General features: G+C 59.8%; 14 protein-coding genes and 4 tRNA genes. 15 read left to right on the top strand and 3 right to left on the bottom strand.

Features of this window, described 5'->3' with window-relative positions; all coding sequences use genetic code 11:
* Window positions 1-198: hypothetical protein (locus HMPREF0178_RS22470; RefSeq protein WP_009368115.1), on the bottom strand; the 198-nt coding region annotated here is incomplete at its 3' end.
* A gap of 74 nt (window positions 199-272) precedes the next feature.
* Window positions 273-1556, bottom strand: coding sequence for a phosphomethylpyrimidine synthase ThiC (gene thiC, locus HMPREF0178_RS07140; protein WP_009368116.1), 1284 nt, complete (start codon window positions 1554-1556; stop codon window positions 273-275).
* Window positions 1557-1861: 305 nt separating this feature from the next.
* Here thiC and HMPREF0178_RS07145 point away from each other — a divergent pair, with 305 nt between their 5' ends.
* The 13 genes from HMPREF0178_RS07145 (at window position 1862) to rplL (ending at window position 10075) form a co-directional block, all read left to right on the top strand.
* Window positions 1862-4510: a pitrilysin family protein gene (locus HMPREF0178_RS07145; protein ID WP_009368117.1), complete on the top strand. Its 2649-nt coding sequence runs from the start codon at window positions 1862-1864 to the stop codon at window positions 4508-4510.
* Window positions 4511-4699: 189 nt separating this feature from the next.
* Window positions 4700-4775 (top strand) — tRNA-Thr (locus HMPREF0178_RS07150).
* Between the two features lie 108 nt (window positions 4776-4883).
* Window positions 4884-4969 (top strand) — tRNA-Tyr (locus HMPREF0178_RS07155).
* A 64-nt stretch (window positions 4970-5033) separates the two neighbouring features.
* A tRNA-Gly gene (locus HMPREF0178_RS07160) sits at window positions 5034-5109 on the top strand.
* A gap of 158 nt (window positions 5110-5267) precedes the next feature.
* Window positions 5268-6461 carry an elongation factor Tu gene (gene tuf / locus HMPREF0178_RS07165; RefSeq protein ID WP_005027869.1) on the top strand — a complete coding sequence of 398 codons (1194 nt, stop codon included), beginning with the start codon at window positions 5268-5270 and terminating at the stop codon, window positions 6459-6461.
* Between the two features lie 4 nt (window positions 6462-6465).
* Window positions 6466-6615, top strand: a complete 150-nt coding sequence (gene rpmG, locus HMPREF0178_RS07170) for a 50S ribosomal protein L33 (protein WP_005027871.1) — start codon at window positions 6466-6468, stop codon at window positions 6613-6615.
* 15 nt (window positions 6616-6630) lie between these two features.
* Window positions 6631-6707, top strand: a tRNA-Trp gene (locus HMPREF0178_RS07175).
* A gap of 24 nt (window positions 6708-6731) precedes the next feature.
* Window positions 6732-6974 (top strand): preprotein translocase subunit SecE, encoded by a 243-nt coding sequence (secE, locus tag HMPREF0178_RS07180; protein WP_005027873.1) that lies wholly within the window; start codon window positions 6732-6734, stop codon window positions 6972-6974.
* 11 nt (window positions 6975-6985) lie between these two features.
* Window positions 6986-7675 (top strand): transcription termination/antitermination protein NusG, encoded by a 690-nt coding sequence (nusG, locus tag HMPREF0178_RS07185; protein WP_005027874.1) that lies wholly within the window; start codon window positions 6986-6988, stop codon window positions 7673-7675.
* A gap of 54 nt (window positions 7676-7729) precedes the next feature.
* On the top strand, window positions 7730-8152 hold the full coding sequence (rplK, locus tag HMPREF0178_RS07190; RefSeq protein WP_005027875.1) for a 50S ribosomal protein L11: 423 nt from the start codon (window positions 7730-7732) through the stop codon (window positions 8150-8152).
* Window positions 8153-8242: 90 nt separating this feature from the next.
* The gene (gene rplA / locus HMPREF0178_RS07195) at window positions 8243-8947 is read left to right on the top strand and encodes a 50S ribosomal protein L1 (protein ID WP_005027877.1); all 705 of its coding nucleotides are present in this window, start codon (window positions 8243-8245) and stop codon (window positions 8945-8947) included.
* A gap of 183 nt (window positions 8948-9130) precedes the next feature.
* Window positions 9131-9649: a 50S ribosomal protein L10 gene (gene rplJ, locus HMPREF0178_RS07200; RefSeq protein WP_005027878.1), complete on the top strand. Its 519-nt coding sequence runs from the start codon at window positions 9131-9133 to the stop codon at window positions 9647-9649.
* 45 nt (window positions 9650-9694) lie between these two features.
* Window positions 9695-10075 carry a 50S ribosomal protein L7/L12 gene (rplL, locus tag HMPREF0178_RS07205; RefSeq protein ID WP_005027879.1) on the top strand — a complete coding sequence of 127 codons (381 nt, stop codon included), beginning with the start codon at window positions 9695-9697 and terminating at the stop codon, window positions 10073-10075.
* A 383-nt stretch (window positions 10076-10458) separates the two neighbouring features.
* Here rplL and HMPREF0178_RS07210 read toward each other — a convergent pair whose 3' ends face one another.
* Entirely contained in the window at window positions 10459-10752 is a 294-nt protein-coding gene (locus HMPREF0178_RS07210; RefSeq protein ID WP_009368118.1) for a hypothetical protein, read from the bottom strand.
* Window positions 10753-11903: 1151 nt separating this feature from the next.
* Here HMPREF0178_RS07210 and rpoB point away from each other — a divergent pair.
* Both rpoB and rpoC read left to right on the top strand, forming a co-directional pair.
* Window positions 11904-16067: a DNA-directed RNA polymerase subunit beta gene (gene rpoB, locus HMPREF0178_RS07220; RefSeq protein ID WP_009368121.1), complete on the top strand. Its 4164-nt coding sequence runs from the start codon at window positions 11904-11906 to the stop codon at window positions 16065-16067.
* Window positions 16068-16337: 270 nt separating this feature from the next.
* On the top strand, window positions 16338-20501 hold the full coding sequence (gene rpoC, locus HMPREF0178_RS07225; RefSeq protein WP_009368122.1) for a DNA-directed RNA polymerase subunit beta': 4164 nt from the start codon (window positions 16338-16340) through the stop codon (window positions 20499-20501).
* Window positions 20502-20586 lie beyond the last annotated feature (85 nt).

Raw genomic sequence — 20586 nt, forward strand, 5'->3', positions numbered from 1 at the left:
AAACCTCCCCACCCCTTCAAAGACTTTCCCCCTTATCGAATCCCTCTTTGCAGCTTTCCCTGCGGCGGAACGGCTTGCCGCTTTTGGCTGATAGGCAATGTCTTGAAAGTGGGGCCCTGAAAAAATCTGCTTCAGGAAATGCAGGAGAAGGGAAAGAACGCGAGCCGTGCTGGTGGCATTGAAAAAGGGAGGAAACATGTTCCCTCCCTTTTCACAATGGCTAAAGGACGTTCAGGAGAAGGCTTCAAAAAAAGACCCCTCCCCCGGTGAACTTACATTTGCTTGGCGTCCCGAAGCATTTTCACTGCGCAGAAGTTGCCGCACATGGCGCACGCTTCCTCATGTTTGTGGGGTTCGCGGCGCTTGTCGAGGATAGCGGGGTCGATGGCGGCTTCGCGCATGGCGGGCCAGTCAAGGGCCATGCGGGCCTTCGCCATCTTGGCTTCGCGGGCGAGCGCATGGGGGCGGCCAAGTGCCACTTCCCCGGCCTGCGCGGCCACGCGGGAAGCCATGATGCCCTGCCGCACGTCGTCCATATCGGGCAGGGTCAGATGCTCGGCGGGCGTCAGGTAGCACAGGAAGTCGACGCCCACGCGTACGGCCATGGCTCCGCCGATGGCTCCGGCGATGTGGTCATACCCCGGCGAGGAGTCGATGGTCAGGGGTCCGAGCACGTAGAGCGGCGCGCCGTGGGTCATCTTTTTGATGCTGATAATCTGCGCCTCGACTTCGTTCATAGGCACATGGCCGGGGCCTTCGATCATGCACTGCACGCCGTATTCGAGGCCGCGCTTGGCAAGCGCGCCGAGGGTCATGACTTCTTCCCACTGGGCGGCGTCGCCCGCGTCGCATCCCGCGCCGGGGCGCAGGCCGTCGCCGAGCGACAGGGTCACGTTGTACTTGCGGGCCAGTTCGAGCAGGCGGTCATACCCTGTCAGCAGCGGGTTTTCCTTGTCGTTCTTGAGCATCCAGCGGGCGAGGATCGAACCGCCGCGCGACACGATGCCAAGGGCTCGCTCGCCGCGTGCGGCCCATTCGGCCCCGCGCCGGGTCAGGCCGCAATGCAGGGTCATGAAGTCCACTCCCTGTTCCGCCTGCATTTCGACTTCGGCGAACAGTTCTTCGGGATCGATGTCGGCGGGATCGCGATCCTTGTCGATGTAGCGCTGCGCCACCGAGTACAGCGGCACCGTGCCGAGTGGCAGCGGCGTGCGCGAGAGCATATCCTTGCGGATCGCCACGAGATCGCCGGCAATGGACAGATCCATGACGGTATCGGCTCCGGCCTCCTGTGCGACTTCAAGCTTGCGCATTTCGCAGCCGGGGTGATTCTGGAAAGGCGAGGTCCCGATGTTGGCGTTGACCTTCACCCGGCTCGGCTGCCCGACGAGAATGGGCTTGACGTTGGCGTGATTGGGGTTGCCGAGCAGGACCATGGTCCCGGCTTCGATGGCCGAAGTGATGGCTTCCGGCGTCAATCCCTCGTACTCGGCCAGCGCGGGCATATGCGCGGCGAGCAGGCCCTGAAGGGCCGCATTTTGAGTGATGATGGACACTAAAGACTCCTCATTGAATTTGCCGGGGCAGAAGAGCTCTCCGGCAGCTAAGGGGTACGGCTTCCGCTACCCGGCCATTGTGCCGCAGGAAACCGAACTCCGCAAGCGTTCAACGCGTATGATAAATCATTCTGCGCTGGTGTGCGGCCTTGCCTTCTCAGGCGTCCGGCCTTACTTTTTGGAGAAATGCAAGCAATCCGGAACGCGCTGCGCCCCTCTGGGGCAAGCGCGGAGCGCCGTCCGCGGTGTGCCGGAAAGGAGTTTCCCCCATGCCTTCATTCTTAAAACTGCTGACAGGAGCCTTCATGAGCCTCTTTCTGGGAGTCGCGGCCGGGGCTGCGATCGCCGCCCCTTCGCCGTCATCCGGGGCTTCCGATATCGTCCCGGTCATCCCCGATCCGCTTTCCGGGAAAGAGGAGCAGGTCACTAAATTGCCCAACGGTCTGTCCGTGCTCATCCTGAAGGATACCCGCTTCCCCCTCGTCTCCACCCGCCTCTACGTGCACGCCGGTTCCTCGTATGAAACGCCGGATCAGGCGGGCATCAGCCACGTGCTCGAACATATGGTGTTCAAGGGCACGGACAGCCGCCCCAAAAGCGCCATCAGCCAGGAAGTGGAATCCGCGGGCGGCTATCTGAACGCGGCCACGAGCTATGACTATACGGTCTATATCACCGACATGCCCGACCGCCACTGGAAGCTCGGCATGGACGTAGTCCGCGACATGGCCTTCCACCCCACGCTCGATCCGCAGGAGCTGGAATCCGAAAAGAACGTCATCGTCGCGGAACTCCAGCGCGGCGAGGACGATCCGGGCAGCCGGATGTTCAAAACCCTGTTGGCGGATACGCTGAAGGGCACCCCGTACGATCGCCCCATCATCGGCTATGAGAAGACCATCCGCGCCCTGACCACGCAAAACCTGCGCGATTATATCGCCAAGTACTACCAGCCGCAGAACATGCTGCTCGTGGTCGTGGGCAACGTCGATCCCGCCGAAGTGCTCGCCGAAGCGGAAAAGATGTTCGCGCCCTATAAGAATACCGCCCCGCTCAAGGAAGTCATGCCCTACGAGGCCGACCGCCTCCCCCTGCCGGGCAGCAAGCCCGCGCTGGTAGTACAGCCCGGCCCGTGGAACAAAGTCTATCTGGCCGCGGCCCTGCCCGTCCCCGGTTCGTCGAGCTACCAGTCCGCCACGCTGGACGTGCTGGCCTATCTGCTCGGCGGCGACCGCACCAGCCTGTTCTACAAAACCTATAAATACGAACGCCAGCTTGTGGACAGCATCAGCGTCTCCAATGTGGGCTTCGAGCGCATCGGCGCGTTCGTGGTCACGGCGGAGCTTGACGCGGACAAGGTGGAGCCGTTCTGGACCTCGCTCACCAAAGATTTCGCCGCGCTGGACGCTTCAACGTTCACTCCGGAGCAATTGGAACGCGCCAAGCTGAACCTTGAAGACGATCTGTACCGCTCCAAGGAAACGCTGTCCGGCCTTGCCTCCAAGATCGGCTATTTCCAGTTCTTCATGGGCGGCGATCAGGGCGAACGGAACGCCATTGAGGCGCTCCGCAACGTGGACAACGGTATGCTCAAGCAAGTGCTGGCGGCGTGGGTGCAGCCCGATCGCCTGACCACCGTGGTCCTGCCGCCCAAGGACGCCAAGATGCCGGACATGCAGGCCATCCTCGACAAGGAATGGAAGTCCGGGGCCAAGGCTTCCGCAGCGAAGACGGCGGAAGCCGGCAAGACCGAGGTCATCGATCTCGGCAAAGGCCGTACCGTGGTGCTCATCCCGGACAAGACCCTGCCCTACGTTTCCGCGAACCTGACCTATTCCGGCGGCGACGCGTTGCTGAAGCCTTCCGAACAGGGCCTCTCAGCGCTCGTCTCCAACGTGCTGACCAAGGGCACGGCGAAGCGCAGCGCTACCGAAATGCAGGCGTTCCTTGCCGATCGCGCGGCGGGGCTTGCGGCTTCGGCCGGGCGCAAGACCTTCTCCGTAAACCTCACCACGCCCGCCCGTTTCAACAAGGATCTGTTCGATCTGCTCGGCGAGGTGGTCACGGCCCCCGCGTTCAGCAAGGACGAAACCGCCCGCGGCATCAAGGATCAGCTCGCGGCCATAAAGTCCCGCGAAGACCAGCCCCTCGGGCTCGCCTTCAGGAAGCTGCCCCCCTTCCTCTTCCCCGGCAGCGTGTACGGCTACCTCCAGCTCGGAGAGCCGGAAAACGTGCAGAAATACGATGAGGCCCAGCTCCGCAGCTTCTGGAACCGCCAGAAGGCCCGCCCGTGGGTGCTCGCCGTGTCGGGCGATTTCGACCGCGATCAGATATTGGCGTTCGCCAAGAGCCTGCCCGCTCCCGATCAGAGAAAAGTGGACGTGCCCGTCCCCGCGTGGGGCACGAGGCCGGAACTCGACATCCCCATGCCGGGGCGCAATCAGGCCCACCTCATGCTGATCTTCAAGACCGCGCCCGATACCAGCCCGGATACGCCCGCGCTGGATCTGCTCGAAACGTCGCTCGGCGGCATGGGCGGCCCCCTTTTCCGTGATCTGCGCGACAAGCAGGGCCTCGGCTACACCGTGACCGCCTTCAACCGCCAGACCTCGGAAAACGGGTACATGGTCTTCTACATCGGGACCGAACCCGGCAAAATGGCACAGGCGGAAGAGGGATTCAAGCGGATCATCAATGACCTGCATCAAAATCTCCTGTCGGAAGAGGATGTTAACCGGGGCAAGAACCAGCTCGAAGGCGACTACTACCGGAACATGCAAAGCCTCGGCAGCCGTTCGGGCGAAGCCGCGGCCCTGACGATGGAAGGCTATCCGCTCTCCTTCACCAAGGATCAAATAGAAAAGAGTAAAAACGTAACCCCTGAACAACTCAGGGAAATCGTCAAAAAGTACCTGAATGTCGACTCGGCATACACGATAAAAGTCTTGCCTTAATTCTCAAAGCACCCTATAGATTCGGTCGCGGGTTCGGAAACGGCCCCGCACCCGAATCCGCTGGTCGGATTTGTGGGGTTGCCTAGATAACGGCAGACAGGCCAAAGCCCGTTTTCCGATTATTTTTGCGGCGGGGACGTTTTTTTGCTTGCCAAACCCAAATGGATTGTGTAAGAGCTAGTCCCTGTTGCTGGTGTAGCTCAACTGGCAGAGCAGCTGATTTGTAATCAGCAGGTTGCGGGTTCGAGTCCCATCACCAGCTCCAGCAAAAGCCGTAAGGCTTCCGGTTCACCGGTTGGAGCACAAGCGGAAGCGATTCCGCGCGCATCGACAAAAACAGATTGCAATGGCCCTGTTTTTGTCTTCCTAAAGTGGAGGGGTTCCCGAGTGGCCAAAGGGAACAGACTGTAAATCTGTCGTCGTGAGACTTCGGAGGTTCAAATCCTCCCCCCTCCACCAGATGAAAAAAGCTGACACGGCTGTAGGAGACAGGTAAAAACTGTCAGGGGACTACGGCATACAGGCGGGAATAGCTCAATGGCTAGAGCATCAGCCTTCCAAGCTGAGGGTTGCGAGTTCGAGTCTCGTTTCCCGCTCCACACCTGCCTCTTCCTCACCTCCCCCATTTCGCCGTGCCTAACGTATCGGGATGCCAGAGCGCTGCCAGATTGATGGCTAGTGATGGATGGTCTTGTGACGCCACAGGCTCTGTCCCATAAAAATCCGTTATCTTCTGCAACCAAGAAGGGAGACCGTCATGGGTAAGGAAAAATTTACGCGTACCAAGCCTCATATGAACATTGGTACTGTCGGTCACATCGACCACGGCAAGACCACTCTGACTGCCGCCATCACCAAAGTCGCTGCTATGAAGCAGGGCGGTAAGTTCATCGCGTACGACGAAATCGACAAGGCTCCGGAAGAAAAGGAACGTGGTATCACCATTTCCACCGCCCACGTCGAATACGAAACCGACAACCGTCACTACGCTCACGTGGACTGCCCCGGCCACGCCGACTACATCAAGAACATGATCACCGGTGCCGCTCAGATGGACGGCGCGATCATCGTGGTTGCCGCCACCGACGGTCCCATGCCCCAGACCCGTGAGCACATCCTGCTCGCCCGTCAGGTCGGCGTGCCTCACCTCGTCGTGTTCATGAACAAGTGTGACCTCGTCGACGACCCCGAACTGCTCGAACTCGTCGAAATGGAAGTCCGCGAACTGCTGAGCTCCTACGGCTACCCCGGCGATGAAATCCCGGTTGTCCGCGGTTCCGCTCTGAAGGCTCTGGAATCCGATAGCGCTGATTCCCCTGACGCCCAGTGCGTGCTCGAACTGCTCGCCGCTTGCGACAGCTACTTCCCGGATCCGGTCCGCGAAACCGACAAGCCCTTCCTGATGCCCATCGAAGACGTGTTCTCCATCTCCGGTCGCGGTACCGTGGTCACCGGTCGTGTGGAACGTGGCATCATCAAGGTCGGCGAAGAAGTCGAAATCGTGGGTATCCGTCCCACCGTGAAGACGACCTGCACCGGCGTCGAAATGTTCCGCAAGCTGCTCGATCAGGGCCAGGCCGGCGACAACATCGGCGCTCTGCTCCGCGGCACGAAGCGTGACGAAGTGGAACGCGGCCAGGTTCTCGCCGCTCCCAAGAGCATCACGCCCCACAAGAAGTTCAAGGCTGAAGTGTACGTTCTGTCCAAGGAAGAAGGCGGCCGCCATACCCCGTTCTTCACCGGCTATCGTCCTCAGTTCTACTTCCGTACCACCGACATCACCGGTATCATCGCTCTTGAAGAAGGCGTTGAAATGGTTATGCCCGGCGATAACGCTACCTTTAATGTCGAGCTCATTCACCCCATCGCCATGGAAAAGGGCCTCCGCTTCGCTATCCGCGAAGGTGGTCGTACCGTCGGCGCTGGTGTTGTGACGGAAATCGTGGAGTAAAGCCATGCGCGTCAACATCCTGCTCGCTTGCACCGAATGCAAGCGCCGCAATTACGCCACGGTCAAGAACAAGAAGAACACGACCGGTCGTGTCGAACTGAAAAAGTTCTGCCCCTGGTGCAGAACCCACACGGTTCACCGCGAAACCCGGTAGTGACTTCATAAACGCAGGGCAGTAGCTCTAACGGCTAGAGCGGCGGTCTCCAAAACCGCATGTTGGGGGTTCGAATCCCTCCTGCCCTGCCATTTTCATTTCTGCAGGAACGTATCATGACCAAGAAACCGACGACAGCACAAGAAGAAAAATCCGAAGGCATCGTTGCCAAGGCGAAAGCGTTCAGGAACTATCTTGAGCTGTCCAAGACTGAGCTTCGCAAGGTGACCTGGCCCACGGTCAAGGAAACCCGTACGACCAGTCTGGTGGTGTTGGCCTTCGTCGTTGTCATGGCGATCTTCCTCGGCGTTGTGGATCTCGGGCTCTCCAAACTCATCTCCTTCATTCTCGCTGCTTAATGGAGAAGCCCATGATCGAAGAAAACAATGCGTCCTCAGGGGCGGTCGAATCGTCTGCCCAACAGTCCCAAGCAGAAGCAAAACCCGCGCAGTCAGAATTGACTGCGCAGGACATTTTGGCGGCGTCCACAGTTCAGACCGAGTTGAGCGCGGGGAACCAGGATACCGGGAAATCCCGCTGGTACATCGTGCACACCTACTCCGGCTTTGAACAGCGCGTAGAGGCCACCATCAAGGAAATGATGCGCAACGCCCAGGACAACGGCCTCATCCATGAGGTTGTGGTTCCGACCGAAAAGGTCATCGAACTGGGCAAAGGCGGTGCCAAGCGTACCACCACGCGTAAGTTTTATCCCGGTTACATCATGCTCCGCATGACCATGACCGATTTTTCATGGCACCTCGTGCAGAGCATTCCCAAGGTGACGGGATTTGTGGGCGGCAAAAACCGTCCCGCTCCCATGAAGGACGAGGAAGCGGCCCGCATCCTTTCCCTCATGGAAACCCGCCAGGAACAACCCCGTCCCAAGTTCAGCTTCGAGCGGGGCGACGACGTGCGCGTCATCGACGGGCCTTTCGGCGGCTTCAACGGCGTTGTTGAAGACGTGAACTACGACAAGGGCAAGCTTCGGGTGTCCGTGTCCATCTTCGGCAGACAGACTCCCGTGGAACTGGATTTCATCCAGGTCTCCAAGGGATAACGATTGCTTGCAGTCTGCGGCCCCATGTGCCGTATTAATAGAGGTTGAAAGACAATGGCCAAGAAAGAAGTTGCCAAAATCAAGTTGCAGATTCCCGCTGGCGCTGCGAACCCTTCGCCGCCGGTAGGTCCCGCCCTCGGTCAGCACGGCCTGAACATCATGCAGTTCTGCAAGGAGTTCAACGCCCGCACCATGGAACAGAAGGGTATGATCATTCCCGTGGTCATCACCGCTTATGCTGACCGTTCCTTCACCTTTATCACCAAGACCCCGCCGGCCGCCGTGCTGGTAATGAAGGCGGCCAAGGTGGAAAAGGGTTCGGGCGAACCCAACCGTACCAAGGTGGGCAGCATCACGATGCAGCAGGTTGAAGAGATCGCCAAGCTGAAGCTCCCCGATCTCAACGCCAACGGCATGGAAGCCGCCGTCAAGTCCATCATGGGTACCGCCCGCAGCATGGGCATCGAGATCAAGTAAGGATCTCCACCGCGTCAGTCGTACTGCCCTTCCTTGCATCAAGGATTCGGCAGGAGATGTTGGAAGACCAGCTTTTGAAAGGATAGAGCAATGCCCTTCGGGAAAAAATATCGTAAGGCGGTAGAAGGCCTCGACCTCTCCCAGCGCTTCTCTGTAGAAGAAGCAGTGGAGAAGTCCCTCGGTGCCTCTTTCGCCAAGTTTGATGAAACTGTGGACGTGGCCATCGGCCTCGGCGTTGACCCCAAATATTCCGACCAGATGGTCCGTGGCGCCGTCTCCCTGCCTCATGGCCTGGGCAAGACCGTCCGCGTGGCCGTGTTCTGTAAGGGCGAAAAGGAAGCCGAAGCTCGCGCTGCCGGCGCCGACATCGCCGGTGCGGAAGAGCTCGTCGCGAAGATCAAGGAAGGCTGGCTGGAATTCGACGCCGCCGTCGCCACTCCCGATGTCATGGCCCTCGTCGGTCAGGTCGGTCGTGTGCTCGGCCCCCGCGGCCTGATGCCCAACGCCAAGACCGGTACCGTGACCTTCGACGTCGCCACTGCCGTTAAGGAACTCAAGGCCGGGCGTGTCGACTTCAAAGTCGACAAGGCTGGCGTGCTCCACGCCCCCCTCGGCAAGGTTTCCTTCGGCCCCGAAAAGATCCTTGGCAACCTCAAGGCTCTCGTCGAGACCGTGAACCGCCTGAAGCCTTCCGCGGCCAAGGGCACCTATATGAAGAACATGGCTGTCTCCACCACGATGGGCCCCGGCTTTAAGGTGGATATGACCTTGATCAAAAAGTTCATCGAAGGCTAACCCCTTTGAGAACAAAAACGGTCCGCTAGGACCGTTTTTGGCAATGGATTGGGAATTCGAGTCGAAGACGGCAGGCGGGGAAACCCTCAATCATGCCTGCTCAGACGCTTTCTTTGGCTCGGCTTTCCACTGCGAAGATTTTGAACGAATCTTCGAGCAACCCCTAACGTGAAGGAGATTCACGTGAATAGATCTGAAAAAGCTGCCCTGATTGCGCAGATTAAGGCGAAAGCCGACGCTGCCTCTTTTGTGGTAGTGACAGATTTCAAGGGGATGACGGTGGAAGAGCTGACGCGGCTCCGTGCGAAACTCTATGAGTGCGGCGGCGAGTATCTCGTCGTCAAGAACACGTTGGCCCGCATCGCCCTCACCGATGGTATGCATGATTCCGTTAAGGACATGTTCAAGGAAAACTGCGGCATCGCCCTGACCTCTCAGGATCCGGTGGCGGTCGCCAAGGCGGTTTCCGAATTTGCCAAGACCAGCAAGCTGTTTACTGTTCGCCACGCCAGCCTCGAAGGCAAGATGCTCTCCGCCGCTCAGGTGGACGCTCTCGCCAAGCTGCCCGGAAAGCAGGAACTCCTTGGTCAGGTCCTCGGCACCATGAACGCCGTGCCTACCAATTTCGTCTCCCTGTTCGCCAACATGGTTCGTCCTCTTATGTACGCCCTCAAGGCGATCGAAGAGAAAAAGGCTGCCTAGGCAACCCGTTAAACACCCAAGCCAAAGTCTCAAAGGAGCAATCCCATGGCCGTTACCAAAGAAGAAGTTGTTGAATTTATCGCTAACATGACCGTGCTCGAACTCTCCGAATTCATCAAGGAACTCGAAGAAAAGTTCGGCGTGTCCGCTGCCGCTCCCGCCGCTGCCATGATGGTGGCCGCTCCCGCTGAAGCCGCTGCTCCCGCTGAAGAAAAGACCGAATTCGACGTCATCCTGAAGTCCGCCGGCGCCAACAAGATCGGCGTCATCAAGGTTGTCCGCGCTCTGACCGGCCTCGGCCTGAAGGAAGCCAAGGACAAGGTTGACGGCGCTCCCTCCACTCTGAAGGAAGCCGTGTCCAAGGAAGAAGCCGAAGAAGCCAAGAAGCAGCTGGTTGAAGCCGGCGCTGAAGTTGAAGTGAAGTAAGTTCACTTTATACGCGCTTTCAAAGGCGGTGCGGGTTTTCCCAGCGCCGCCTTTTTTATTGCACGAATTGGAAGGAGAACCTTTCAGAAGAAAGGCTTCACCCTCACCCTCCAATTCTCCATTCTTTCTAGACTTTCGCCCCATCGAATCCCTGTCCGCAGCGTTTCCGGCTCCCAAAGGAGGGCTCCGGTGATTCCGAAGCGTATCGGAAAGAGAACTTGCCCAGAGTCATTGGAGAAAAACGGGATATCCTGTCGATAGCCGACGCCCGGCCTCCCCTCCTGCCGGAAAGGAAAAAGAAGGGATCTTGGGCGCCCTCGCCGCAAAGAGCATGTGGGAAAGGGCCGGAAAAACAAAGGGGAAAGGCGGGCTCAGCATTGCCGTCAATCCTGCCCCGGCGGCTCATCATCCTTCCCCATAGAACGCGCTGCCAGCCAGCACGCGCCGCCGAAACAGATGAGGGCACCGGCCATAAGCATCAGCAACAGCCACAAGATTATTTCATTGTGGGGAAAACTGTCCACGAACAGCAACATGACGAAGAGGCCGGCAAGCCCGATTTTCAGGATGGTCAGGCCAAACAGCCTCCCGGGCCGCCCTCTGAGCCCTGCACCGATGCAAGCCCCAAAAGCGATGATGGCCAAGGCCCAAAAGAACATGCCGAAAACACTGTCCATGCGTACCTCCCCATTAAAAGATGAAGCAGGGTGCCTCGTTCTCCCTTTATGGAGTGGGACCGCAAGAGAGCGGCGGTGAATGCAGGGAAACGGGACAAGAGGCCAAGGCTTGCTCACAGGCACCGGCATTCCGGAAAAGGGGTAGGAAAACACACTTCGGAGCTCATGGGAAGGGTTACAGAGGTCGGGGAAACAAAGGGAAAACGGCGCTCTGTTCAGCGTTTCCGCCAGTCCCACGGAGGCTCCTCCCCACTCTGCCTCTTCCGACGCGCAGCCAGCCAGCAGCCGCCTCCGAAACAGGCAACACCTCCGGCCATCAGCATCAGCAGCACCCAGGCGAACAGCCCGTAACCGTCACGGCATATCGTGAAGGCCAAACCTCCGCAAAGCAGACCGGCAAGCCCGAGCGCAAGAGTAACGACCCCAAATCTCCTGCCGGAACGTCCTCTGAATGCGGTACCAATAGAGGCTCCGAAAACAAGCGGCACCCCCAGTGCGAGGAAAAAAACGATAAACGGACCGTCCATGCGTACCTCTCTGGTCGTTCCAGAACATTCGAGGGAAAAAGGAAAGGAAGCCTCCTGCCCGGTATCTCCCGTTCATATCTTGGTGCCCCATGCCGAGCGCCCCCGCACCTATACCAAGGTTCTCTTTCCTTCTATGGCGAAAGTCCCCTCTTGGCAAAGCTGAGGGGAGGTGCGGTATGCCGCTTTTAGGGACTCAGTCGCCGGACGGAAGCGGCCTGTCGCCCGTTTCAAAGTCCTTACAGGATGAACGGAGAAGCCTCGAAGAAAGGGAGGGACAGACTCCCGGCAAGGAATCCCCTTCTCCCTTTCCCTAGGCTCACAGCCTTTCCACTATTCAAAAACCATGCCCCAAATGAAGATTTTTCGCTTCGTGAGGAAAAAAAGCTTGCCTTTATGACGATTCCTTCTTATCTTTTCGAATTCACGCGACACGAACCAGAGGTGGTATCTGTTCCAATTTTTTGAACTAACACGGGTATCATCAGTCGACAACAGCCCTCCGGATCTTCTGGAGGGTAACTATGTTGTCGACCTTGTTGCGTTTTTTATACATGATTGATTCCGAGAGCGCGCAACCCGAGCACGTTCCGGCTTTTGCCGACCAACCTTCTCAGAGGTGAAATGATGGGTCAGCTTACCAAACAATTTGGCAAGATCAAGGTTGAGGTGGAGATTCCCCACCTGCTCAACCTGCAGGTGGACTCCTACCGGAAGTTCATGCAGGAGGGACGTACGGAACGTCTCCCTGATGAAGGTCTGGAAGGGGTCTTCCGTTCTGTCTTCCCAATCGAAGACTTCAACCGTACCGCCAGCCTCGAATTCGTCAGCTACGAAGTCGGCGAGCCCAAGTACGATCAGGCGGAATGCATCTCCAAGGGTCTTACCTACGAATCCCCGGTACGCATCAAGGTCCGCCTTGTCGTCTATGATGTAGACGATGAGACCGAGGCGCGTACTGTCCGCGATATCAAGGAACAGGACATCTATTTCGGCACCCTGCCCCTGATGACCGAAAAGGGAACCTTCATCATCAACGGGACCGAGCGCGTCATCGTCAACCAGTTGCAGCGTTCCCCCGGCATCATCTTCGAGCACGACGGCGGCAAGACGCATACCAGCCGCAAGGTGCTCTACTCCTGCCGTGTCATCCCCATGCGCGGTTCGTGGCTCGACTTTGACTTCGACCACAAGGACATCCTCTACGTGCGCATCGACCGCCGCCGCAAGATGCCCGCCACGATTCTGCTCAAAGCCATGGGCATGAGCAAGACCGAAATCCTGGACTGCTTCTACAAGAAAGAAATCTACGAGCTTGAGGACGACGGCCGCGTCTCCTGGCACTTCAATCCCGAGCTGCACCGCAAGGAAGCCGCCTTTGCCGACATCGTCGACAAGGAAGGCAACGTGTTGGTGAAGGCCGGCAAGCCCATCACCAAGCGCGCGTGGCGCCAGATGGAAGCCGCCGGCGTCGAAAAGATCGAAGTGGCCCCCGAAACGCCCCTCGGCCTGTTCCTTGCCGAAGATCTGGTCGACAACGCCACCGGTGAAATCCTCGCCGAAGCCGCCGACGAAATCACCGCCGGCCTCTTCGACGCGTGCCGCGAAGCCGGGATCACGACCATTTCCGCGCTGCACACCCGCGGTACCGATACCTCTTCCTCCATCCGCGACACCCTGGTGCAGGACAAGACGCCCACCATGGAAAAAGCGCAGGAAGAAATCTATCGCCGCCTGCGTCCGAGCTCCCCGCCAACCCCGGAAATTGCTGCGTCGTTCTTCGACAACCTGTTCCGCAACGGCGACTACTACGATCTGTCGCCCGTGGGCCGCTACAAGCTCAACCAGCGCCTGAACAAGACCGATCACGCCGATCTGCGCACCCTTGCCGACGACGACATCCTCGACGCCATCAAGGTGCTTGTCCAGTTGAAGGACAGCCACGGCCCCGCCGACGACATCGACCACCTCGGCAACCGTCGCGTGCGCCTCGTGGGCGAACTGGTGGAAAACCAGTACCGCATCGGCCTCGTGCGCATGGAACGCGCCATCAAGGAACGGATGAGCATTCAGGAAGTGGCGACGCTTATGCCCCACGACCTGATCAATCCGAAGCCCGTGGCCGCCGTGCTCAAGGAATTCTTCGGCACCTCGCAGCTGTCGCAGTTCATGGACCAGACCAACTCCCTCTCGGAAGTCACGCACAAGCGCCGTCTTTCCGCTCTGGGCCCCGGCGGTCTGACCCGCGAACGCGCCGGTTTCGAAGTCCGAGACGTCCATGTGTCGCACTATGGCCGTATCTGCCCCATCGAAACGCCTGAAGGCCCGAACATCGGTCTGATCGTTTCCCTGACGACCTACGCCAAGGTGAACGACTACGGCTTCATCGAGACGCCGTACCGCGTCATCCGCGACGGCTATATGACCGACGAGTTCGTGCACCTCGACGCTTCCCGCGAAATGGGCCACGTCATCGCGCAGGCCAACGCCGCCGTCGACGCCGACCGCCGTCTCGTGGACGACTACGTCACCGCCCGTGTTGGCGACGACGTGCTCATGGCTGCCCGTGAGGAAATCACCCTCATGGACATTTCGCCGAGCCAGATGGTGTCCATCTCCGCGGCGCTCATCCCGTTCCTCGAACACGACGACGCCAACCGCGCGCTCATGGGTTCGAACATGCAGCGCCAGGCCGTGCCCCTGCTCCGTTCCGAGCGCCCCCTTGTGGGCACCGGCATGGAAGTGGATGTGGCCCGCGACTCCGGCGCGTGCATCCTCGCGGAAAGCTCCGGCGTGGTCCACTATGCCGACGCCAACCGCATCATCGTGGCCTACGACGATCCCGCGCTGTACCCCAACATGGGCGGCGTGCGCGCCTACGATCTGCTGAAGTTCCACAAGTCCAACCAGAACTCCTGCTTCGGCCAGGTGCCTTCCTGCGTGCCCGGCCAGATCGTGAAGAAAGGCGACGTGCTCGCCGACGGCCCCGCCATCCATGATGGCGGCCTCGCGCTCGGCAAGAACATGCTCATCGCCTTCATGCCCTGGTGCGGTTACAACTACGAAGACTCCGTGCTCATCTCCGAACGCGTGGTGAAGGAAGACATCTACACCTCCGTCCACATCGAAGAGTTCGAAGTCGTGGCCCGTGACACCAAGCTCGGACCGGAAGAAATCACCCGCGATATTCCCAACGTGGGCGAAGAAATGCTGCGCAACCTCGACGAGAGCGGCATCATCCGCATCGGCGCGCCCGTGAAGCCCGAGGACATCCTCGTCGGCAAGATCACGCCCAAGGGCGAAACGCAGCTCACCCCGGAAGAAAAGCTCCTGCGCGCCATCTTCGGCGACAAGGCCCGCGACGTAAAGAACACGTCCCTCAAGGTCCCGCCGGGAGTTGAAGGCACGGTCATCGATGTGAAGGTGTTCAACCGTCGCTCCGGCGAAAAGGACGAGCGCACCAGGAACATCGAGGACTACGAAATCAGCCGCCTCGACGCCAAGGAACAGGATCACATCCGCGCCATCACGCGCCGGATGCGTGAACGCCTGCTCCCCATCGTCGACGGCAAGCAGATCGCCACGACCCTGCTCGGCGACAAGAAGGGCGAAGTGCTGGCCGAAGCCGGTGCCGCCATGACCGAAGAGCTGCTCATGGCCCTGCCGGTCAAGAAGCTGGCCGATCTGTTCCAGAGCAAGGAAGTCAACGAAAACGTCGGCGAACTGCTTGTGCAGTACGATCACCAGATCGAGTACATCAAGTCGATCTACGACTCCAAGCGCGAAAAGGTCACGGAAGGGGACGATCTGCCCCCCGGCGTGATCAAGATGGTCAAGGTTCACATCGCCATCAAGCGTAAGCTGTCCGTGGGCGACAAGATGGCCGGCCGTCACGGGAACAAGGGGGTCGTCTCCCGCATTCTGCCGGAAGAGGACATGCCCTTCTTCGCCGACGGCCGCCCCGTGGACATCGTGCTGAACCCCCTCGGCGTGCCTTCCCGTATGAACATCGGCCAGATCATGGAAGTGCACCTCGGCTGGGCCGCCCGCGAACTGGGCCGCCAGCTCGCGGAAATGGTCGACAAGGGCACCGCCCTCCAGTCCGTGCGCGACGAAGTGAAGGACATCTTCGCTTCGCCGGAAATCTCCGCCGAAGTGGATGCGATGGACGACGAGGAATTCCGCAAGTCCGTCCTGAAGCTGCGCAACGGCATCATCACGTACACCCCGGTGTTCGACGGTGCCGAAGAATCGGAAATCTGGAACTGGCTGTCCCGCGCCGGCCTCGACGACGACGGCAAGTCCGTCCTCTATGACGGGCGCACGGGTGAGAAGCTGGAGAACCGCGTGACCACCGGCGTCATGTACTACCTCAAGCTGCACCACCTCGTTGACGAAAAGATCCACGCCCGTTCCACCGGCCCCTACTCCCTCGTCACCCAGCAGCCGCTGGGCGGCAAGGCGCAGTTCGGCGGCCAGCGTCTCGGGGAAATGGAAGTGTGGGCCCTCGAAGCCTACGGCGCTTCCTACCTGTTGCAGGAATTCCTCACCGTCAAGTCGGACGACGTGACGGGACGCGTGAAGATGTACGAGAAGATCGTCAAGGGCGACAACTTCCTCGAAGCCGGGCTCCCCGAGTCCTTCAACGTTCTGGTCAAGGAACTCATGTCCCTCGGCCTCAACGTCACCCTCCATCAGGAGGAAGGCAAGAAGAGGCCCAAGCGCGTCGGCTTCGCCGAAGAGGAACACCAGCAGTACCTGCAACAGCAGCAGGACATGGCTGACGAATAGATACCATCGCGGGGAAGGGAGAGCCCTTTCATTAGGAAAGCCTTTCCTTTCCCCGCACCCCTCCCCTTTCTCTCCTGAATTTTTTGTGCCGGGCCAGCCCCCGGAACGGAAGAAGGAAGAAAGCGGAGGCCCTCCCAGTTAAGAGACCCTTCATTACGTCCAACCCTCAAGACAGCGGTTTTGAGGGGATGGGGGTAGGGTTCGGAGACGGAGGTCCTTTACGGGCCGTTGCCTCTCCGGCGCCTGACCCGCAAAAGGGAGTACATATATATGAGTCTTGACGATCTCTTCTCGGTTCGCAGCTCGGCCAACGCCAATGCGAGCCAAATCCGCAATCTGAAGGCGATTCAGATTTCCATCGCCTCGCCGGAGAACATCCGCGAATGGTCCTACGGCGAAGTCAAGAAGCCGGAGACCATCAACTACCGTACGTTCAAGCCCGAACGCGACGGCCTGTTCTGCGCGAAGATCTTCGGCCCGGTGAAGGACTACGAATGCAACTGCGGCAAGTACAAACGCATGAAGCACCGCGGCATCGTCTGCGAAAAGTGCGGCGTTGAAGTCATTGCCTCCAAGGTGCGCCGCGAACGCATGGGCCATATCGAACTGGCCGCGCCCGTCGCCCATATCTGGTTCCTCAAGACCCTGCCCTCCAAGATCGGCACCCTGCTCGACATGACCATGGCCGATCTGGAAAAGGTGCTCTATTTCGACTCGTACATCGTGCTCGATCCCGGCAGCACCAACCTCCAGAAGATGCAGGTCATCTCCGAGGACCAGTACCTCCAGATCATCGACCATTTCGGCGAGGACGCCCTTACCGTGGGCATGGGCGCGGAATCCATCCGCGGCCTGCTCGAAGAACTGAACCTTGAGGAAATCAAGGTGCTCCTGCGCGAAGAATCGCAGACCACCAAGTCCCAGACCAAAAAGAAGAAGCTCACCAAGCGCCTCAAGGTCGTGGAAGCGTTCCTCGAATCCGGCAACCGCCCCGAATGGATGATCCTCGAAGTCATCCCGGTCATTCCGCCGGAACTGCGCCCTCTCGTTCCGCTCGACGGCGGCCGTTTCGCCACCTCCGACCTGAACGACCTGTACCGCCGCGTGATCAACCGTAACAACCGCTTGAAACGCCTGATGGAACTCGGGGCTCCCGACATCATCATCCGTAACGAAAAGCGTATGTTGCAGGAAGCCGTGGACGCGCTGTTCGACAACGGCCGCCGCGGACGCGCCATCGCCGGCACCAACGGACGCCCCCTGAAGTCCTTGTCCGACATGATCAAGGGCAAGCAGGGCCGCTTCCGTCAGAACCTGCTCGGCAAGCGCGTCGACTACTCCGGCCGTTCCGTCATCGTCGTGGGCCCGTACCTGAAACTCCATCAGTGCGGCCTGCCCAAGAAGATGGCGCTCGAGCTTTTCAAGCCCTTCATCTATTCCGAACTTGAGAAGAGAGGCCATGCCTCCACCATCAAGAGCGCGAAAAAGATGGTTGAGCGCGAAGAGCTGGTTGTATGGGATATCCTGGCCGACGTGGTCAAGGAATACCCGGTTCTGCTGAACCGCGCCCCTACGCTGCACCGCCTCGGCATCCAGGCCTTCGAGCCGCTGCTCGTCGAAGGCAAGGCCATCCAGCTGCACCCGCTCGTCTGCTCAGCCTACAACGCGGACTTCGACGGCGACCAGATGGCCGTACACATCCCGCTCTCCGTGGAAGCGCAGATCGAATGCCGCGTGCTCATGATGAGCACCAACAACATCCTGTCGCCCGCCAACGGAACGCCCGTCATCGTGCCTTCTCAGGACATGGTCCTCGGCCTGTATTACATGACCGTGGAACGTTCCTTCGAAAAGGGCGAAGGCATGGTCTTCTGCGCCCCGTGGGAAGTGGAAGCCGCCCTTGACGCCGATCAGGTCAGTATGCACGCCCGCATCAAGGTACGCATGGAAGACGGCAAGCTCGCCAACACCACGCCCGGCCGTATCCTCGTATGGCGCGGCCTGCCCGCCGGCATCAAGTTCGAGAACGTCAACAAAGAATTGACCAAAAAGAACATTGCCAAGCTGGTGGACAGCGCCTACCGCGACGCCGGGGTCAAGGCGTGCGTCATCCTCTGCGACCGCATCAAGGCCATCGGGTACGAATACGCGACCCGCTCCGGCATCAGTATCGGCGTGAAGGATATGCTGATCCCCGATTCCAAGAAGCGCATCATTGATGCCGCTTCCGCCGAAGTGGACAACATCGAAAGCCAGTACCGCGACGGTATCATCACCCGTACGGAAAAATACAATAAGGTCGTCGACGTTTGGACCAAGGCCACGCAGGACGTGTCCGCGGAAATGAACAAGGAAATCTCCACGGATATCCTGACCGACCCGAAGACCGGCAAGCAGGAGGCCAACCTCAGCTTCAACCCGATCTTCATGATGTCCAACTCGGGTGCCCGAGGCAACGCCGACCAGATGCGTCAGCTCGCCGGTATGCGCGGCCTGATGGCCAAGCCCTCCGGCGAAATCATCGAAACCCCGATCACCGCGAGTTTCCGTGAAGGCCTGACGGTGCTCCAGTACTTTACCTCCACGCACGGCGCTCGTAAGGGTCTCGCGGACACCGCCCTCAAGACGGCGAACTCCGGTTACCTGACCCGCCGTCTCGTGGACGTGGTGCAGGACGTCATCGTCTCCGAACACGACTGCGGCACCGTCGACGGCATCGAAATCCGCGCCATCAAGGACGGCGGCGAGGTCAAGCAGAAGCTGTCCGAGCGCGCGCTCGGCCGCGTGCTGCTCTATCCCGTGTATGATCCCGCAACGGGCGACCTGCTCTACCCCGAAAACACTTTGATCGACGAATCCGTCGCCAAGACGTTGGACGACAAGGGCATCAACTCCGTGATGATCCGCTCCGCGCTGACCTGCCAGTCCGAGCGCGGCATCTGCTCGCTGTGCTACGGACGCGACCTTGCCCGCCGCCACCTCGTCAATATAGGCGAGACGGTCGGCATCATCGCGGCGCAGTCCATCGGCGAACCCGGCACGCAGCTCACCATGCGTACCTTCCACATCGGCGGTACGGCGTCCAAGGAAATCGAACGTTCGAACTTCGAGGCGCAGCATGACGGCCGCGTGGTCCTCACCCGCGTGAAGGAAATCAGGAACCGCGAAGGTGTGGCTCAGGTGCTCGGCAAGAGCGGGCAGGTCGCCGTCATCGACGAGCAGGGCCGCGAAGTGGAGCGCTACACGCTCCCCAACGGCGCGCGCCTGCACGTTACGGATGGGCAGTCCGTCAGCAACGGGCAGCTCCTCGCCGAATGGGATCCGTTCAACGAACCCTTCGTCTCGGAAGTGGACGGCTTCATCAAGTTCACGGACCTCGTGGACGGCAAGACCTATCAGGAAAAGCTGGACGAAGCCACGCACCAGGCGTCCATGACCATCATCGAATACCGTACGACGAGCTTCCGCCCGTCCGTCTCCGTCTGCGATGAAAACGGCGATCCCAAGCTGCGCGGCGCGGGCCAGCTCCCCGCGGTCTACAGCCTCCCCGTCGGCGCGATCATCATGGTCAAGGACGGCGAGCAGGTGCTCGCGGGCGACATCATCGCCCGTAAGCCTCGTGAAACCTCCAAGACCCGCGACATCGTGGGTGGTCTTCCGCGAGTCGCCGAGCTGTTCGAAGTCCGCAAGCCCAAGGATATGGCCGTGGTTTCCGAAATCGCGGGCACCGTTTCCTTCGCGGGCGAAGCCAAGGGCAAGCGCAAGCTCATCGTCACGCCGGAAGTGGGCGAATCCAAGGAATACCTGGTGCCCAAGGGCAAGCACATCACCGTGTCCGACGGCGACTTCGTCGAGTGCGGCGACCTGCTGACCGAAGGCAACCCCGAGCTGCACGACATCCTGCGCACCAAGGGCGAGAAGTACCTCGCCGCCTACCTGGTGGACGAAATCCAGGAAGTGTACCGCTTCCAGGGCGTGGGCATCGACGACAAGCACATCGAAGTCATCGTGCGCCAGATGCTCCGCAAGGTGACCGTCACCGAGCCGGGCGGAACGAGCTTCCTCGTGGGCGAACAGGTCGACAAGGCCGAGTTCAAGGCCGAAAACCAGAAGGCCATAGCCGAGGGACGTTCCCCCGCCACCGCCGAACCGCTGGTCCTCGGCATCACGCAGGCGTCCCTGACCACCTCGTCCTTCATCTCGGCGGCCTCCTTCCAGGAAACCACCAAGGTGCTCACCGAGGCGGCCCTCAAGGGCAAGATGGACTACCTGCGCGGCCTTAAGGAAAACGTCATCGTCGGCCGCCTTATCCCCGCCGGGACGGGCTACCGCGAATACGTGGATCAGGACATCACGGTCCCGGATCAGAAGGAACGCCCCGACCGCTTCCTTGACGAGCTCAGCGGCAATCCGATCATCGCCGATCTGGACTGACAAAGCCAAAACATTTGGCCCCTCGGGGGGAACACTCTCTCCGAGAGGCCAAATGGCTCAAACAAAAATTCCGCAATCGGCACAG

It is taken from the genome of Bilophila sp. 4_1_30 (assembly GCF_000224655.1).
GTDB lineage: Bacteria > Desulfobacterota > Desulfovibrionia > Desulfovibrionales > Desulfovibrionaceae > Bilophila > Bilophila wadsworthia.

Excerpts from the sequence above, each read along its gene's own strand:
- tuf (WP_005027869.1), top strand. The coding sequence starts at position 5,268 with ATGGGTAAGGAAAAATTTACGCGTACCAAGCCTCATATGAACATTGGT.
- HMPREF0178_RS07145 (WP_009368117.1), top strand. The coding sequence starts at position 1,862 with ATGAGCCTCTTTCTGGGAGTCGCGGCCGGGGCTGCGATCGCCGCCCCT.
- rpmG (WP_005027871.1), top strand. The coding sequence starts at position 6,466 with ATGCGCGTCAACATCCTGCTCGCTTGCACCGAATGCAAGCGCCGCAAT.
- rplA (WP_005027877.1), top strand. The coding sequence starts at position 8,243 with ATGCCCTTCGGGAAAAAATATCGTAAGGCGGTAGAAGGCCTCGACCTC.
- rplK (WP_005027875.1), top strand. The coding sequence starts at position 7,730 with ATGGCCAAGAAAGAAGTTGCCAAAATCAAGTTGCAGATTCCCGCTGGC.
- rpoC (WP_009368122.1), top strand. The coding sequence starts at position 16,338 with ATGAGTCTTGACGATCTCTTCTCGGTTCGCAGCTCGGCCAACGCCAAT.
- nusG (WP_005027874.1), top strand. The coding sequence starts at position 6,986 with ATGATCGAAGAAAACAATGCGTCCTCAGGGGCGGTCGAATCGTCTGCC.
- secE (WP_005027873.1), top strand. The coding sequence starts at position 6,732 with ATGACCAAGAAACCGACGACAGCACAAGAAGAAAAATCCGAAGGCATC.
- HMPREF0178_RS07210 (WP_009368118.1), bottom strand. The coding sequence starts at position 10,752 with ATGGACAGTGTTTTCGGCATGTTCTTTTGGGCCTTGGCCATCATCGCT.
- rplL (WP_005027879.1), top strand. The coding sequence starts at position 9,695 with ATGGCCGTTACCAAAGAAGAAGTTGTTGAATTTATCGCTAACATGACC.
- rpoB (WP_009368121.1), top strand. The coding sequence starts at position 11,904 with ATGGGTCAGCTTACCAAACAATTTGGCAAGATCAAGGTTGAGGTGGAG.